This window comes from Haloarcula sp. CBA1131 (genome assembly GCF_008728975.1).
GTDB classification, from domain to species: Archaea; Halobacteriota; Halobacteria; order Halobacteriales; family Haloarculaceae; genus Haloarcula; species Haloarcula hispanica.
This window is the reverse complement of the sequence record NZ_RPCY01000001.1, coordinates 913,623-929,616: the sequence shown is the minus strand read 5'-3', so window position 1 is coordinate 929,616 and position 15,994 is coordinate 913,623. Positions and strand designations below refer to the sequence as shown.

The 15,994-nt window shown below is 65.1% G+C and carries 18 protein-coding genes; 11 read left to right on the top strand and 7 right to left on the bottom strand.

Annotated elements, in window-relative coordinates:
* Positions 1-108: 108 nt before the first annotated feature.
* Together Har1131_RS04850 and Har1131_RS04845 are read right to left on the bottom strand one after the other, a co-directional pair.
* Positions 109-324, bottom strand: a complete 216-nt coding sequence (locus Har1131_RS04850; protein WP_050007097.1) for a hypothetical protein — start codon at positions 322-324, stop codon at positions 109-111.
* A gap of 68 nt (positions 325-392) precedes the next feature.
* Positions 393-914 (bottom strand): archaemetzincin family Zn-dependent metalloprotease, encoded by a 522-nt coding sequence (locus tag Har1131_RS04845; RefSeq protein WP_004514915.1) that lies wholly within the window; start codon positions 912-914, stop codon positions 393-395.
* Between the two features lie 30 nt (positions 915-944).
* Between Har1131_RS04845 and Har1131_RS04840 the strand changes: the two genes are divergently transcribed.
* The 5 genes from Har1131_RS04840 (at position 945) to Har1131_RS04820 (ending at position 4,599) form a co-directional block, all read left to right on the top strand.
* The gene (locus Har1131_RS04840) at positions 945-1,358 is read left to right on the top strand and encodes a UPF0146 family protein (protein WP_014041268.1); all 414 of its coding nucleotides are present in this window, start codon (positions 945-947) and stop codon (positions 1,356-1,358) included.
* 19 nt (positions 1,359-1,377) lie between these two features.
* Positions 1,378-2,250 (top strand): TIGR01548 family HAD-type hydrolase, encoded by an 873-nt coding sequence (locus tag Har1131_RS04835; RefSeq protein WP_050007095.1) that lies wholly within the window; start codon positions 1,378-1,380, stop codon positions 2,248-2,250.
* A gap of 78 nt (positions 2,251-2,328) precedes the next feature.
* On the top strand, positions 2,329-2,718 hold the full coding sequence (locus Har1131_RS04830) for a hypothetical protein (protein ID WP_050037057.1): 390 nt from the start codon (positions 2,329-2,331) through the stop codon (positions 2,716-2,718).
* A gap of 129 nt (positions 2,719-2,847) precedes the next feature.
* The gene (npdG, locus tag Har1131_RS04825) at positions 2,848-3,516 is read left to right on the top strand and encodes an NADPH-dependent F420 reductase (RefSeq protein ID WP_014041271.1); all 669 of its coding nucleotides are present in this window, start codon (positions 2,848-2,850) and stop codon (positions 3,514-3,516) included.
* Between the two features lie 330 nt (positions 3,517-3,846).
* Complete coding sequence (locus tag Har1131_RS04820; protein ID WP_151145288.1) at positions 3,847-4,599, top strand: response regulator; 753 nt, start codon at positions 3,847-3,849, stop codon at positions 4,597-4,599.
* Positions 4,600-4,647: 48 nt separating this feature from the next.
* Here Har1131_RS04820 and Har1131_RS04815 read toward each other — a convergent pair whose 3' ends face one another.
* Complete coding sequence (locus Har1131_RS04815; protein ID WP_008307970.1) at positions 4,648-4,914, bottom strand: co-chaperone YbbN; 267 nt, start codon at positions 4,912-4,914, stop codon at positions 4,648-4,650.
* Positions 4,915-5,029: 115 nt separating this feature from the next.
* On the opposite strand from Har1131_RS04815, the gene Har1131_RS04810 reads away from it, so the two are divergent.
* The 3 genes from Har1131_RS04810 to Har1131_RS04800 are packed head-to-tail and all read left to right on the top strand — an operon-like array spanning position 5,030 to position 7,007.
* Positions 5,030-5,191, top strand: a complete 162-nt coding sequence (locus tag Har1131_RS04810) for a preprotein translocase subunit Sec61beta (RefSeq protein WP_004514908.1) — start codon at positions 5,030-5,032, stop codon at positions 5,189-5,191.
* A 44-nt stretch (positions 5,192-5,235) separates the two neighbouring features.
* Positions 5,236-5,610, top strand: a complete 375-nt coding sequence (locus Har1131_RS04805; protein WP_014041273.1) for a hypothetical protein — start codon at positions 5,236-5,238, stop codon at positions 5,608-5,610.
* Positions 5,607-7,007 (top strand): DUF402 domain-containing protein, encoded by a 1,401-nt coding sequence (locus tag Har1131_RS04800; protein WP_050037059.1) that lies wholly within the window; start codon positions 5,607-5,609, stop codon positions 7,005-7,007. Before Har1131_RS04805 ends, Har1131_RS04800 begins: the two co-directional genes overlap by 4 nt.
* Before the next feature lie 29 nt (positions 7,008-7,036).
* On the opposite strand, the gene Har1131_RS04795 is transcribed toward Har1131_RS04800, so the two are convergent.
* Complete coding sequence (locus Har1131_RS04795) at positions 7,037-8,455, bottom strand: LVIVD repeat-containing protein (RefSeq protein WP_058990847.1); 1,419 nt, start codon at positions 8,453-8,455, stop codon at positions 7,037-7,039.
* A 45-nt stretch (positions 8,456-8,500) separates the two neighbouring features.
* Entirely contained in the window at positions 8,501-9,079 is a 579-nt protein-coding gene (locus Har1131_RS04790) for an LURP-one-related/scramblase family protein (protein WP_050037060.1), read from the bottom strand.
* Positions 9,080-9,213: 134 nt separating this feature from the next.
* Here Har1131_RS04790 and uvrA point away from each other — a divergent pair, with 134 nt between their 5' ends.
* On the top strand, positions 9,214-12,195 hold the full coding sequence (gene uvrA, locus Har1131_RS04785; RefSeq protein WP_151145285.1) for an excinuclease ABC subunit UvrA: 2,982 nt from the start codon (positions 9,214-9,216) through the stop codon (positions 12,193-12,195).
* On the opposite strand, the gene Har1131_RS04780 is transcribed toward uvrA, so the two are convergent.
* The gene (locus Har1131_RS04780; RefSeq protein WP_151145282.1) at positions 12,192-12,773 is read right to left on the bottom strand and encodes a DUF3368 domain-containing protein; all 582 of its coding nucleotides are present in this window, start codon (positions 12,771-12,773) and stop codon (positions 12,192-12,194) included. The two genes, uvrA and Har1131_RS04780, sit on opposite strands and share 4 nt — an antisense overlap.
* Positions 12,770-13,066 carry a UPF0175 family protein gene (locus Har1131_RS04775; protein WP_050007252.1) on the bottom strand — a complete coding sequence of 99 codons (297 nt, stop codon included), beginning with the start codon at positions 13,064-13,066 and terminating at the stop codon, positions 12,770-12,772. The genes Har1131_RS04780 and Har1131_RS04775 overlap by 4 nt, the downstream gene beginning before the upstream one ends.
* Before the next feature lie 127 nt (positions 13,067-13,193).
* On the opposite strand from Har1131_RS04775, the gene Har1131_RS04770 reads away from it, so the two are divergent.
* Together Har1131_RS04770 and Har1131_RS04765 are read left to right on the top strand one after the other, a co-directional pair.
* Complete coding sequence (locus Har1131_RS04770; protein WP_050037063.1) at positions 13,194-13,961, top strand: hypothetical protein; 768 nt, start codon at positions 13,194-13,196, stop codon at positions 13,959-13,961.
* Between the two features lie 105 nt (positions 13,962-14,066).
* Positions 14,067-15,974, top strand: a complete 1,908-nt coding sequence (locus Har1131_RS04765) for a prolyl oligopeptidase family serine peptidase (protein WP_151145279.1) — start codon at positions 14,067-14,069, stop codon at positions 15,972-15,974.
* Positions 15,975-15,994: the final 20 nt, after the last annotated feature.

The following is a 15,994-nucleotide window of genomic DNA, read 5'->3' as shown; positions in this document are numbered from 1 at the left end:
GGCGTGGCTATTGACTCCACATGTCACCCCGGGAGTTAGCTGGTGAGACTACGTCTCAGGTAGTAGTACAGCCGCTACTCGCAAAGGAGACAGGAGTAGTCCGCGGCGTTACGCCGCAGGGTCATTGCCACCGTCCGTCTCGGACCCCGCAACCGCATCGTCGAGACCGTCAGCGACTTCGGCCGGGTCGAACTCCTCGTCCGGGTCGAGTTCGCGGTCGGTTTGCTCGTCTGTCTGGGGTTCAGTGACCGATTCGTCACCGGTGACCGTCACGAAGATGTCTCGCAGTTCCGCAACGCGCTCGGGGGACTGACTCTTGCTCATCGCGTATGTGTACAAGTACCACAGGAGTGTAGGCGCTATACCGAATCAGTTTGGTATCCGTTCGCAAACTACAGCACGTTTCGCTGGCAAGAGCCACACAGCGAGACTTCCTTCACGTCGACTTGTCGGACAGTGGGGGAGAAGTTCATCACGCAGCGCTTGTTGTCACAGTGCTCCAGCCCGAGGGTATGTCCGACCTCGTGGACGACCTCCTTGCGTACTCGCTGCGAGAAGATTTCGCCGGCCGAGCGGTTCGAGAACCCGCCATCGGAGGATGTCTGGAGCCGGTACGTGGAGATGACGCTGCCGGAGCCACCGAGATATGCGAGCCCAAAAACGTAGTTCCGGCGGCGGTAGAAGAGATCTTTCGGCGTGATAGCGATGTTTTTGCCGCCGGAGCCGACCCGGCGAGCCAGGTCGATGAACTCCTCTGCGCGGTACTGGTCGCGGTCCCCATCGTACGCGCCGGCGGGAATGGACTGTGGCTCGTGCATCGAGACTTCACAGTCGTAGACGGATCGAAGTCCGTCCGAGGCCTCGCGTTTGACCTGGGCCGAGACCTCGCCCACCGGCACGATGTCGACGTGCATGGGAACGCATATGCGCCCGCATCTCATAAATTGTACGACGTGACCGACACCACCGGCCCGCTTGTCGACCGACTGGCGTCTGTCGATTCCGTCGTCGAGGTCGGCATCGGAAACCACCCTGACGTAGCCGGGGCCCTGGCCGAGCGGGGCGTGGATGTGACCGCAACGGACATCGTCGAACGGGCGGTCCCCGAGGGCGTGCGGTTCGTTGTCGACGATATTCTTGACCCCGACGAGTCCGTCTATGCGGGGTGTGATATCGTGTTCGCCCGGAATTTACCGCCGGAGCTGCACCGACCGACGCTGGCCGTCGCCAACACCGTCGGGGCGGCATTCTGGTTCACGACGCTGGGCGGCGACCAGCCGACGGTCGCGGTCGAGCGAGAACAGCTCCCGGGCGGGGAGACGCTGTACCGGGCGAAAGATAGCAAGGCGCTTGAGTGAGGACCGCCTTCGCTCGCTCATGCAAATCGACGCGGTCGTCCTCGACATCGACGGCGTGCTGGTGGACGTGGCCGACTCCTATCGTCGGGCAATCGTCGAATCTATCGACCGGGTGTACGGTGACACGATCAAGAAGGCGGCGGTCCAGCAGTTCAAGGACGCCGGCGGGTTCAACAACGACTGGGAACTGACCTACGCAGCGGCGCTGTTCGTCCTCGCCGACCGCGAGTCCGCCGTCTCCGACCTGGCGGCGTTCACCGACGCCATCGCCGAGCGCGGCGGCGGCCTCGACGCGGCCGAGGCAGTGGTTCGTGACCTGCTGGACGAACCGGCCGAAGACCGAGTCTTCGACGCCTGGGACCGCGAACAGCTCCGGGACGTGTTCCAGACGCTGTATCTCGGCACTGACCTCTACCGGGACATCGAGGGCGGCGAGCCGCCGTTTGCCGCGCCCGGCTACATCCACGACGAGCCGCTGCTGGTCGACGACGAGACACTGTCGGCCCTGCAGGCCCGCTTCGCCGTCGGCGTCGTCACCGGCCGCCCGGCCGCCGAGGCCGACATCGCGCTGGAGCGCGTCGGTCTCGACCTGCCCACAGAGCACCGCTTCACCATGGATGACTGGGAGGAGGGCAAGCCCCACCCCGCCGCCCTGCGGACGCTCGCCGAGCGCTTCGACGCCGAGCGGGTCGCCTTCGTTGGAGATACCCTCGACGACGTGGCGACGGCGGTCAACGCCGACGAAGCCGACGACGACCGCGTGTACTACGGCATCGGCGTCCTGACCGGCGGGCTGACCGGCGACGCCGGCCGCCGGACGTTCGCCAACAACGGCGCGAGCGCCGTCGTCGAATCGGTCACCGACCTGCCGGAGCTTCTGGATGCGGCGTAGCCCGCGTCATCGGGTCACCGGCAGCGCCCCTCGACCGCAAACAGCAACGGTTTCACCGGCGGGACAGAGACCTCGGGTATGCGACGACTGCCGACGTTTGGCTGGGCATTCCTGGTGAGCATCTGGGCCGGGCTCGTCGGGGGCGCGGTCATCCACGAACCGTCGGTCGATTTGGTGCCGCTGTACGCCGTCACCTGCCAGTTAATCGGCCTCGTCGTGGCCTACTGGACGATGCGCGAACGCGACGACATCCTCGAATCCGTCCACCGGCCGGGCCGCGTCGGGATGTTCATCATCGTCCTCTTTTTCGTGATGGTCCCGCTCTCGACGATATTTGCTCTCTGGCTCGGGGCCACCTCGATCCCCGGCGTCGCGACACAGTGGCTCAGCTATCTGGTGGGCCTCGGGAGCGCGCTGTACGTCGCCTTCGCCGGCGGGTTCGACCGGGCCTGGGAGGAGTACACCTGATACTGTCGGCTGTACGTCTGTAAAGAATTTCGCCACACAGGGTAGCGAATATCGGACACTAGGGACAGCCAACAGTATGACCGAACCTGTCACACAACGTTTATTCAGTGGTCGGCCTACGCCGTAAGTATGGACATCGCGTTGCTTGGCGGTACTGGAGACATCGGCCAAGGTCTCGCCCTCCGCTGGGCTGACGACACCAACCACACGATCATCATCGGCTCCCGGAAAGCCCAGAAGGCGGCGAACAAAGCGGAGGAGTACGAGACAGAACTGGCCAGCCGCGGCCACGACGACGTGGCAATCGCTGGCCTGGGTAACGAGGACGCCGCCGCCCGCGCCGACGTCGTCGTCGCCGCCGTCCCCGCCTACCACCTCACGGACACCATCGACGCCGTCGCCGACGAACTCGACGACACCACGCTCGTGTCCCCCGCCGTCGGGATGCAACGCGACGAGGACGGCTTCCACTACAACCGCCCCGGTGCCGGCAGCGTCACGCAACTGGCCGCCAACGCCGCCCCCGACGACACCCCCGTCGTGGGAGCCTTCCACAACCTCGCAGCCGGCCGCCTCGCCAACCTCGACGCCGATCTGGACTGGGACACCATCGTCGTCGGCGACGACACCGACGCCAAGGACACCGTCTGTGAACTCGCCGAAGGCATCGAGGGGCTGCGTGCGCTGGACGGCGGCCCGCTCGCCAACGCCGCCGAAATCGAGGGACTGACGCCGTTGCTCATCAACGTCGCCCGCCACAACGACGGTCTGCACGACCTCGGCGTGCGGTTCCAATAGTACCTTTTTACGTCACCCCCTCTCCTCGCGCGCTCGCAGAGCGCGCTGTGGGGAGCGGGTTCGCAAAAATCTACGCTAAAAACGACCTTCTCGCTCCCGCTGGTCGCGAGAAGTGAAACCGCTCGCCGCTGGCGAGCGGTATGCTTTACTGCACTCACTCGGCCACCGCAACGACGGCGCTACTGCTACTCCTGTTCCAGCGGCAGCCCTGCCCTTCCCCGACGCCAGCGACGAAACGCTGGCGCGGCCCGCGGCTGGTCGCGCAGTTGATTATCAAATACCTCAAGATAGGCGTCAACTACTTGCGTACTCTATCCCTGATAGCAAAGAATGGAGACGGAAGATTCGCTCTCAATACTCCATGTCGACGATGACGCGGCGTTGGGAGCCCTCGTCGAAACGTATCTCGAACGAGAAGACAGCGGCCTTGACTGTACTGTCACGACGGAGACGAATCCCAAGAACGCTCTCACGATGATTCGGTCTTCGGAGACGGATTTCGATTGCGTCGTCAGCGATTACAGCATGCCGGAGATGAACGGCATCGACTTCCTCGAAGCCATCCGGGAGACCCACCAGAAACTGCCGGTGTTGCTGTTCTCCGGGGAGGAGACCGGCGACGTCGCCGCCGAGATCATCCAGGCCGGTGTCACCGACTACCTCAAGAAGTCCGTCGGGACGGACCAGTACACGTCGCTCATCCGCCGGGTCGAACACGCCGTCGACTCGGACGGCAGCTTCGAGACGGGCAGCGAAGTCAAACTCAGCGGTGTCGGCGTTATCGGCTCGGACGAACGCTTCGAGCGAGTCGACGAGACCTACGCCTCGTTTTACGGCTACGAGTCGGAGGAACTCGTCGGCAAGCACTGGTCGGAACTCCACCCGAGCAACGAGGTCCAGCACATCAGGACGCACGTCATTCCCGTGGTCAGAAGCGGCGGGAAGTGGACCGGCCAGAGCGAAGGGTTGCGGGCCGACGAAACAACCTTCACCGAGTCGAAGATGGTAACCGCGCTCGAAGGTGGGCGGATGCTGATCGCCGTCGACGAAATCGACGATTCGGGGCTGGCCGAACGAGAGTGAGCCAGCAGTCGCTATCGGCCGGCGTGACGAACCGCAAAAACGACTGAGTTACGCCGAAGCCTGCTGCAGCGCGTCGTCGATGTCGTCAGCCTGCGTGACGCCGACGAAGCGCTCAACGATGCCGTCGTCGTTCTCGATGATGAGCGTCGGGAGGGAGCGCACCTGGTACTCGTTGGCAACGTCCTGTTCCTCGTCGACGTTGATCTTCTCGAACTCGACGTCCGTCCAGTCCTCCTCGAGGTCTTCGAGGATCGGGTCCTGCGTTTTGCAAGGGCCGCACCAGTCCGCGTAGAAGTCCTTCAGTGTAACCGTCATAGTACTCTGTTCGTGTTAGCCCGCGGTATCTGATAAGGGTTATCCATGTGTACCGGAGGCACGCAATCGCGGGCGACCCGAAAGGCTTAGTGTTGGTGATACACCACCCTGAAGTATGAGTGGCAGCGACGGCGGCGGACTGATGTCCAGTGCGGGACTGGTCCGATATTTCGACGCCGAAGACCAGAACACGATCCGTATCGACCCTCGAACAATCGTCGCGACCGGCGTCATGTTCGGGCTGTTGATGCTCGTGCTGAACGCGATGATCGTGTAGGCGATTCCGCACTGTTTTCCTCTCCCCGCCACTGACTCGCGGGTATGCACTTCACGCAACGCGAACAGCAGGCGCTCCGCGATGCTGGCGTTGAGCAAGCGACCATCGAAGCGGCCTCCGACGCGGTGGTCGAAGCCACCGACGACGCGGCCGGAGAACTGGAAGCCTTCTTCGACGGCCGCGAGACGGTGTACTCCGATATGGATATCGCTCACAGTTCCAGCGAGATTCAGGAACACACCGTCGAATACTGCGACCTGTTCACCCACGCCGACGATATCCGGGGATATCTGCGCTTCGACACTTGGGGCGTCCCGGTCGAGGGCGGACGCGTTCTGAGCGACGAGAAAGTAGAGCTCTCGCTGGGGCCGACAGTCCACGGACGGGTCCGCTTTGCCGCCGACGAGGACGCGCTATGACCGTCCGGGTCAGGGGCATCTACGCAACGGCGCTGACCCAGTTACTGCGCGAGGCGGACCACGAGGTCGTCCAGGCATCGGGTCCTATCGAGGACCGCTTCGACGGCGAGTTCGCCGACGAGCGGGCGGCGGTCACCGTGGTGACGACGGACGACCAGCAGGGCGTCGGCGTCGTGGGGGACCGCGACGTTGCCGAAACAGTCACCGACCGCCTGACTGAAATCGGTCGGGACACGCTCCGCTGGGACGACCCGACGCCCGAGGGCGCTATTTACGCCGGCACGGTAACGGAGACGCTGGGGAGCGGCGCTGTTGTCGACCTCGGCGACGGCGAGGGCTTTCTCCCGTACTCGTCCTCGGATGAACGCGTCGCGACGGGCGATACCCTCCGGGTGCAGGTCGTCGAGGCGAGCGCGCCGTGGACGAACGGCCGCCCCGTGCTGGACACCACCGTCGCGGTTCGCGGGTCGCTCCTCTCGCTCGTGCGCGGCGGGACCGCCAACAGGTCGGGGACCGGTGGCCCAGCGATGCTAGACGTCATCGCCGCGGAGCCCCGGGACGGCTGGGGCGTCTCGTGGGCGTCGGCGAGCGAGGACGCGAGCTTCGACGCGCTGGCCGAGGCCCTCGACGCCGCCAACGACCGCGCGGCGACCGTCGACGACGCGCTTGCGGGAGCCGACGCCCCCGAGGACTGCGCCCCCACCCGCTACGGCACGGGGCTGGCGACGACGTGGCTGTGGTTCGGCCGCGAGAGCCGGTTCGCGCTCGACGAGGTCCGCCGCGAAGTGACAGCAACCATGCCGGGCCACCACCGGGTGAAGGCGGGCGACCGCGCGGCCAGCGCCGCTGTGGACTACGTCGAAGCGCTGTGTGACGACCCCGAAACCGGCGAGACGGACTTCCCCTTCACCGTAACGACCCGGCAGTTCGGCCCGCAGGTCGGCGGGTCGCTGTCGCTGGGTCACGGCAAGCCCGACGGCCGACTCATCACGCTAGGCAATGGCGAGGTCCAGTCCGTCGATGACGACGGAACGGTGACCATCGAGCGCGAGATGAGTCCCGGCGGCACCTACGACGCACTGGGCGTCCCGAAGGAGGCCGGCGACATCGCTGAAACGAAGGTTAAGGAGGGGCGCTGGTGGTATCCGACGGTGTACCGCGACAGCGACGGCGAAAAGAAGGGTACCTACGTCAACGTCTGCACGCCCGTCGAGGTTTTCCCCGACACCGCCCGGTACGTGGACCTCCACGTCGACGTGGTGAAACACGCCGACGGCACCGTCGAGCGGGTCGACGACGACGAACTCGACGCGGCCGTCGAGCGGGGACACATCTCCGAACCGCTGGCCGAGCGCGCCCGGAGTGTCGCCGCCGCTGTCAAGAGCGCACTGGAGTGACGCAACGGGGCTCAATCAGGCGGGCGAGGTCAGTCTTGCCGGCGTCGGGCGCGCCAGGCTGCCAGCCCGACCGCTGCAACCGCCGACCCGACGCCGAAGCCGGGGCCGCCGACCCCGAGGGAGGTGCCATCAGTGCTGTTAGCGCCGCCGCCCTCGTCGCCCGTGGCCGACGGGTCCGCTGTCGGCGTCCGTATCCGCGGGTCCGGGAACGTGTACAGTCCGGGCTGGACCTCCGTCCCCTGGCTCGCGTTCGTGCTTCCGGCGACGAAACAGCCGGCGGCCCGCTGTGCGGTCCAGAACGAGGTCGCTTCGGTGTCGCGCCACTCGAAGGCGAGTTCCGGAGCGGTCGGGTCCGTCAGGTCGTGGACACGGACGCCGCCGTTGTACCACGCGGAGTAACAGCGGTTGTCGGTCAGTTCGAAGTTGTGTGCCGTCGTGAGGATGCCCCCCGGCGACGGGTCCGAGGTCGGCGGCGGGTCGAGCGTGGACAGCAGTTCGGCGTCGGTCGGGTCGCTGATGTCGTACAGGTCGATGCCGCTGGGGCCGCCGCTGTCGTCGTCCGCGAGGTCCCATGATTCGCCGCCGACGCCCAGCAGCGACGCGTCCTCATTGACCGTCACGAAGTGGTCGTTGCCCGGCGGTTCGCTCCGCTCGGTCCCGGGGTCCTCGATGGCGGCGAGGTCTTCGGGGGAGCGCCCGCGGACCTTCGAGACGAGCGAGATGTCGCTCGGGTCGGATACGTCCACGACCCACGTCCCGCCGTCCCAGTACGCCAAGTAGGCCCGGTCGTCCTCCACCCAGACATCGTGCAGCGGCCAGAGACTCGTCGGCACGTCGGTCCAGGCGTCGCCGGCATCAAGCAGCGACCACTCGCCGACTTCCTCTTCGGCTTCGATATCGGCCACGAGCAAGGGGTTGCCGTCGCGGTCGTTCGCGGTCAGATAGGCGTAGCGGCCGTCAAAGTGACAGTTGTGGACCCGTGTGTCCAGTTCGAGGCCCGCGATTCGCTCCGGAGCCTGCCGGTCGCTCACGTCGAAGACGACGAAACCGTGAGCGCCGTCGGCGGGGTGAGCGGGACCGGCGGCCAGCAGCCGTGAGCCGCTGACAGCGAGGTCCTGTACACGCTGTATTGGCCCGTCATCGCTCTCGGCCAGCAGGTCGGTCCGTCGGCTGAGCAGTCGCGGACTGGTCGGCGTGACGAGGTCGACGAGCGCGATGCCGTCCCCCGTCGCGACGTAGGCCGTGTGTCCGTCGAGGCTGGTAACGACCTCGTACACCGTCTCCATCTCTAGCACGCCCAGCGGGTCCTCGCCAGTCGGGGTGTCGGAGGCCGCTGGCTCGGCTGTCCCATCTCCGGTCGGCATCGGATGGCCGCGGGTCGTCCCCGTAGCGAGGCCGACACCTGTGCCTGCGAGGGCGAGTCGTCGGAGGACCGTCCGGCGGCGCATAGCCGTCCATGCGGGAGCCAGGGCAAGAAGGATTCCGGTGAGGGGTCAGTTCCCCTGAATCGCGTCGATAACCATCGCCGCGGCAATGATCGGCTCCTTCGGAACCGTGCTGGCGTCGTCGATAGTAATCTCGTAGCGGTCTTTCAGCGAGAACTGCCCGTCGATGTTGCCGACGTGGTTGCCGTCCTGATCGCTGATCTCGTACTTGTGGGGAATCCAGCCGCCGAAGGGGACGACGTTGCGAGCGATGGTCACGAGCGCGCCCTGTGAGGTGATCTCGGCGATCTTCGCCTCGGTACTGGCGTCCCGAATCTTCCACGTATCTTGGAAGATGGAGTAGTCGTTGTCGAGGATGACGATGTCTTCGTCGGTCTTGGAATCGGTCAGGACGTAGTTGCCGGCCACGTCGATGATGCCGCCGGCCTTGACCTGGAACACCTCGTTGTCGTTTGCGTCGACGAACGGGAACTCCTCTTTCATCTTCATCATCTTCTGTTTCCCGCGGAGGACGACGTTCCCGGCGGCGTCCATGGCTTTGTACTTGTTGCGGACCAGACTCTGTTCGACTGTGTAGCTGTCGTCGGAGAGGTCGATCCCCTTGATGTCGTAGTCGCTCGTTCCCATACCAATCTCATATTCGATATTCGTGGTAAATCTTTCGACGTACTGATCAAAATAAAAACAGTCACGCGCCTGAAGTCGTCCGCCGAGGCCCGAACCGACAGGGTTTCCCCCCTGCCGGCCAAGTAAAATCCAAGATGAGCAAGGATATAATCGAGGTCCGGGGGGCCGAGGAACACAACCTCAAGGACGTCGACGTGGAGATCCCCCGCGAGGAACTGACAGTCGTCACCGGGCTGTCGGGGTCGGGCAAATCCTCGCTCGCATTCGAGACGGTGTACGCCGAGGGCCAGCGGCGCTACATCGAATCGCTCTCCGCCTACGCACGGAACTTCCTGGGGCAGATGGACAAGCCACAGGTCGAGAACGTCGAGGGCCTGTCACCGGCCATCTCTATCGACCAGAAGAACGCGGCCAACAACCCCCGCTCGACGGTCGGGACCGTCACTGAACTGCACGACTACCTCCGTTTGCTGTACGCTCGGGTCGGCACGCCACACTGTCCGGAGTGTGGCCGTGAAGTCGGTGAGCAGTCCGCACAGAACATGGTCTCGCGGATTCTGGAACTCCCCGAGGGGACCCGCGCCAAGCTGTGTGCGCCGGTCGTCCGCGACCAGAAGGGGGCCTTCGAGGACCTGTTCGACGACCTCGTGAGCGAGGGGTACAGCCGCGTCGAGGTCGACAGCGAGGAGTTCGACCTCACGATGGACCGCCCCGACCTGGACGAGAACTACGACCACACCGTCGACGTGGTCGTGGACCGCGTGAAGATATCGCCGGACGCCCGCTCGCGCATCACCGACTCCGTCGAGACGGCACTCGAAGAGGCCGACGGGACGCTGAAGGTCATCCTGCCGGACCCGCCCGAGGGCGCGGCGGAGGCGCTCGGCGGGTCGGATGCCAGGGCGACCGGCGACCTCGCCGACGGGGAGGAGGACGGCGACGGAACCGCCTCGGATCGCCTCGTCGTCGAACTCTCCGAGGATCTGGCCTGTACCCACTGCGGTATCGACATCTCCGAAATCGAGACGCGGTCGTTCTCGTTCAACTCGCCGCACGGGGCCTGCCCGGAGTGTGAGGGGCTGGGCGAGACCAAGGAGGTCAGCGAGGATCTGGTCATCACCGACCCATCGAAGCCGCTCAAGCACGTCTTCGAGCCCTGGAGCTACGACCGGACGTACTACTCACGGCAACTGGACAACGTCGCCGAGCACTTCGGCGTGGACCTTTCGACGCCGTTCGAGGAACTCGACGAATCCATCCAGCGGCAGTTCCTCTACGGGACCGACAGCCGTGTCCACTTCGAGTGGCGGACCAAGAACGGCACCCGAGAGAAGACCGAGCGCTTCGAGGGCGTCATCCCGAACCTGGAGCGGCGACACGTCGAGACGGACTCGGACCGCGCTCGCGAGCACATCGAGGAGTTCATGGCGACCACGACGTGCCCGGCCTGTGAAGGGACGCGGCTCAAAGCCGAATCGCGGGCGGTGCTCGTCGACGGCACCTCGATCACCGAGGTAAACGAGATGTCCATCAGCGACGCGCTGGCCCACTTCGAGGGGATGGAGGAGTACCTGTCCGCTCGGGACCGGAAAATCGCCGAGGAGATTCTGAAGGAGATTCGGGCCCGGCTTGGCTTCATGACCGAGGTGGGTCTGGACTACCTGACGCTGGACCGGGAGGCCTCGACGCTCTCTGGTGGTGAGAGCCAGCGCATCCGGCTGGCAACGCAGATCGGCAGCGGCCTCGTCGGCGTCCTCTACGTCCTTGACGAACCCTCCATCGGCCTCCACCAGCGGGACAACGACCGCCTGCTGAACACGCTGGAGGAACTGCGGGACCTCGGGAACACGCTGCTGGTCGTCGAACACGACACCGAGACGATGCGCCGGGCCGACCAGATAATCGACATGGGTCCCGGCCCGGGCAAGCGCGGCGGCGAGGTCGTCGTCAACGGCCCGATGGAGGAGGTCATCGACACCGAGGCGTCGGTGACCGGGGAGTACCTCTCGGGCGAGCGGACGATTCCGGTGCCCGACAGCCGCCGCGAGGCCGACGACGAACTCACGGTCCGGGGCGCTCGCCAGCACAATCTCGCGGACCTCGACGTGTCCATCCCGCTGGGGACCTTCACCGCCATCACAGGCGTCTCCGGCTCCGGGAAGTCGACGCTGATGCACGACGTGCTGTACAAAGGGCTGGTCCGTCGGATGAACGACACCGACGTGAACCCCGGCGAGCACGACGCCATCGACGGCCTCGACAACGTCGAGACGGTGCGGCTCATCGACCAGTCGCCCATCGGTCGCACCCCCCGGTCGAACCCAGCGACGTACACCAACGTCTTCGATCACATTCGCGAGCTGTTCGCCGAAACGAACCTGGCGAAACAGCGCGGCTACGAGAAAGGCCGGTTCTCGTTCAACGTCAAGGGCGGCCGCTGTGAGGGGTGTGGCGGCCAGGGGACGGTCACCATCGACATGAACTTCCTCTCTGACGTGACGGTCCCCTGCGAGGAGTGTGGCGGCGCGCGCTACAACGACGAGACGCTGGACGTGACCTACAAGGGCGCGACCATCGCCGACGTGCTGGAGATGACCGTCGAGGAGGCCTACGACTTCTTCGAGAGCCATTCGGGGATTCGCCGCCGGCTGGAGCTCCTGAAGGACGTGGGCCTGGATTACATGCGCCTCGGTCAGCCCTCGACCACCCTCTCGGGCGGGGAGGCCCAGCGGGTGAAACTCGCCGAGGAACTCGGCAAGAAGGATTCGGGCGAGACGCTGTACCTGCTTGACGAACCCACGACCGGGCTCCACCCCGAGGACGAGCGCAAGCTCATCGACGTGCTCCACCGGCTCACCGACGACGGCAACACGGTGGTCGTCATCGAGCACGAACTCGACCTGGTGAAAAACGCCGACCACATCATCGACCTCGGGCCGGAGGGCGGCGAGAACGGCGGCGAACTCGTCGCCGAGGGCACCCCGGAGGACGTGGCCCGGACCGACGCGTCCTACACCGGGCAGTACCTCCGTGACCTGCTGCCGAACGTCGACCTAGAGGGGCCGCGAGCAGACCGCGAGCTATCGGCCGAACAGCCGGCTGCGGACGACGACTAATCGGCCGCGTCGTCGATCAATCGCTCCGCTCGCCTCACGAGACTCGCACTGAGGCGGGCTCCGACTTCATCCATCGCATAGAGCGTCTCCTTTGCGGCGTCCGGATCAATATCCCCGGTTTCCACGGCACGGACGAGTACACCGATTGTCCCCGAAACTGGTAGCCATATTGACTTACAAGCATTCCGGAGCGGTTTGTCATCGGTGATGACGACACACTCGTCCGCAAGTCGAGCGCCGGTGAGCAGTGCAACATCGCCGTCGACGATCATTGGAACTTTTCTTTCGGTATCAATTACTGACCCAGGATCGTTCCCGAGTCGAGCTGCTGAATCGGAAACGAGTTCATCTTGATCTTCCTCTCCGGCCCAGGCGAGAATATTAGTTTGAACGATACTCCCTTCATCTATGCAGGTGTCGAGTGCTGATTTAGCAGGCTCTTTCGAGATCTCGAATTTTACCGCCCGAGAGACGGCCAATCCGCCACGCACGGAATCGAGTAAATCAATCGACCCGGTTTCAGCTAATGTAATAATAACGCTCGCATCAAGAAGTACGACCCGCCCGTTCCAGGTCATCGAAGTGCGTCTACGTCGTCGGCCAGATCGACCTCGTCGTAGTTCGACAGAACTCCGCGGTCGTTCGCTTCAGCCATCATCTCCGCGATGGTGAGCCCTGCCAACTCCGCCGCACCGCGCATCCCGACCGCTCCGTCCTGATAGCGCTGGAGGGCGACCCGAACGAGTTCCTCGCGAGCGCCTTGCCGGATCGCCTGTCGGATCGCGTCGCTCCGACTCTCTCCTTTCGCCTCAGCGAGACGCGCCACCAGATCGAGTTCCGTATCGCTCATTCGAGTAGTGACGTTCTCCATGCGAAATGCAACGTATTGCATCGTATTAAGCGTGCGGTCATACCTGAGAGTGATGCCGTGTTCCGGGATAAATCTCCGCACCCGCCACCAACGTTTTAGTCGACGGCGAAACCTGATATAGCCAGCTATGGCGCAGTCGACAGCGGACCGCATCGAGCGGAAACGGGGTATCGGTGGGCTGGCGAAGCAAGCGAACCCGGCCTTTGCCGTGGGCGCAGTCGCAGTCCCGCTCATTGCGTTTGCGGGGGCCGTCGCCAGCGGCAACATCCGGGCGCTAACCTACGTACATGTGATGGCTGGGGTGCTGTGGACCGGCATCGACCTGTTCATGGGGCTCGTGTTGGGGCCGGTGCTCGGCGGCCAGGAACCAGAGGCGCGGGCCGACTTCTTCGCCTCGTTCACGCCCAAGATGACGTTCCTGATGCCGTCGCTGGCGACGGTGACTATCAGCGGCGGCATCCTGCTGGCGCTCCGCCTCGGGAAGTTCCCCAACGCCGACCCGTGGTTGGCGCTGCTGACCGCCGCGACGCTGCTTCCGGTCGTCCTCCTCATCGGCTACCAGTTCGACGCGCTGACCGACCCGAAGACGCTGGGCGTCCTCGGCGTCGCCGTCGTTGGTTCCGGCGCGTATCTGGCGGCCACGCTGCCGGCCTTCGCGATGACCTCGTGGTGGATCGTCGCCACGCTCGGTATCGTGACGCTGCTGTCCGTGCAGGGCTTCGGGGTCATCCTGCCCGGCGAGGTCCGCATCTACCGGCAGGTCGTCTCAGAGAACCCGGACGTGGACCTGGTCTCCGAGATCGGGATGCGAAACGCCAGGCTCGGGGGCCTGCAGGGGCTGCTGCAACTGGCAATCGTGTTCGTGATGGTCGGCCTGCGCTGGTGGACGCCGTAGTCTGTGGGTACCGCCCATCGGGGGCGACAGGAACAGTCATCCTTACCACATACGCTCTCGTGTCGGCAGAACAACTACAATCTAGCCGGAGTTAGCACACGTCGTATGTCCGACCCTGAAAGCGGTGCGACGGACCCCGAAACGGTACTGGAGGAACTCGCCAGACTCCCGACGCTGGCCCATCCGACGGCGTCCCCCAACGGCGACGAAGTGGCCTTCTACTACGACGTGAGCGGGCGCAACGAGCTTCACGTCCTTGACGTCGAGAGCGGCACCCACGAGCAGTGGAGCGACGGCGAAGTTCCCCGGAACGCCCGCTGGCACGTCGAGTGGGGAGCCGACGGGGAGCGGGTGTTCTTCCACCTCGACGACGACGGCAACGAACAGAACGACGTGTACGCCATCGAGCGCGACGGGTCGGTCGAGGCAGTCGTCGAGATGGACGGGCAGGTGGTGATACAGGACGTCGGCAGGGACGGTGAGGCCCTGCTGGTCGGGTCGACACGCGACGGCCAGATGAACCTCTACAGCCACGACCTCGGGAGCGGCGAGACGGCGAAGCTGACCGATTACGACCGCGCGGTTCACACGGGCATCCTCTCACCCGACGGCTCGCAGCTGGCATACACGACCAACGAGACCGACGACTTCGACAACATGGACGTGTACGTCAGCGACGCTGACGGGGCAAACCCGAAGCCCCTCGAAATCGGTGTCACCGGCGCGGAAGCCGCCCCAGCCGACTGGGGACCCGACGGCGACCGCCTGCTGGTCGTGGACAACAGCGAGGACCTGTCCCGGAGCGGTGTCTACGACCTGGCGACGGACGAGGTAACGTGGTTCGGCGGCGAGTACGAGGAGGAGCCACAGGCGCTCCTGCCCGACGGCGAGCGGTTCTTGGCCGTTCGGACCCGCGAGGCCACGAAGGTGCCCGTCGTGTACGCCATCGAATCCGGCGAGGAGCGCGAACTCGACCTGCCAGAGGGCGTCGCCTCCTTCGGCATGATGGGCGGCGACCCGGTGCTTTCCGGGGACCGCCTGCTGGCGCTACACACGACGCCGACGCGCCGCCCCGAACTGCTCGCCTACGACCTCGACACCGACGAGACAGAGGCGCTGGTCGAAGCCGAGTACGGCCCGTTCTCACCTGACGACTTCGCCGACGCGGAGTACTTCACCATCGAGTCCGACGGCGTGCCAGAGACGCGGCAGGCCGCGGTCGAGCACGACCCCTACGACACGCTGGAGATCGGCTGTCTGCTGTACGATTCCGGCGAGCGGCCGTCGCCGCTCATCGTCAATCCTCACGGCGGCCCGCGCTGGGTGGACAGCAAATCCTTCGACCTCTACACGCAGTTCCTCGTCCACCGGGGCTTCTCGGTGTTGCAGGTGAACTACCGGGGCTCGACCGGCCACGGCCGCGAGTTTATCCGCGAACTGTACGACGACTGGGGCGGGGCCGAGCAGGGCGACGTGGCCTCGGCCGCCGAGCACGTCCTCGCGACGTGTGAGTGGGTAGACGAGGACCGCATCGTCGTCTTCGGCGGCTCCTACGGCGGCTACTCGGCGTACTGGCAAATGGTCCAGTACCCTGACCTGTACGACGCCGGCGTCGCCTGGATCGGCCTCACGGACCTCGAAGACCAGTACGAGAACACGATGCCACACTACCGGACTGAGCTCATGGAGAAGAACATGGGCACCCCGGCGGAGAACCCGGAGCTGTACGAGGAGCGGTCGCCCATCACCCACGCCGATAACCTCGACGCCCCGCTGTTCATCGTCCACGGCGTCAACGACCGTCGAGTCCCCGTCTCGCAGGCCCGCCTGTTCCGCGACGCGCTCGAAGTCGCCGGCTACACCGAGGGATCGGACGGCGATTTCGAGTATCGGGAACTCGGCGAGGAGGGCCACGCCTCCTCCGACATCGAGCAGAAAACGCGGCTGTTCCGCCTGCTCGATGGCTTCCTCGATCGCCGGATCGGGACCGAAACGGTCGCCGCCGACGACTAAGCTCGGCGGCTGCTTCGCCG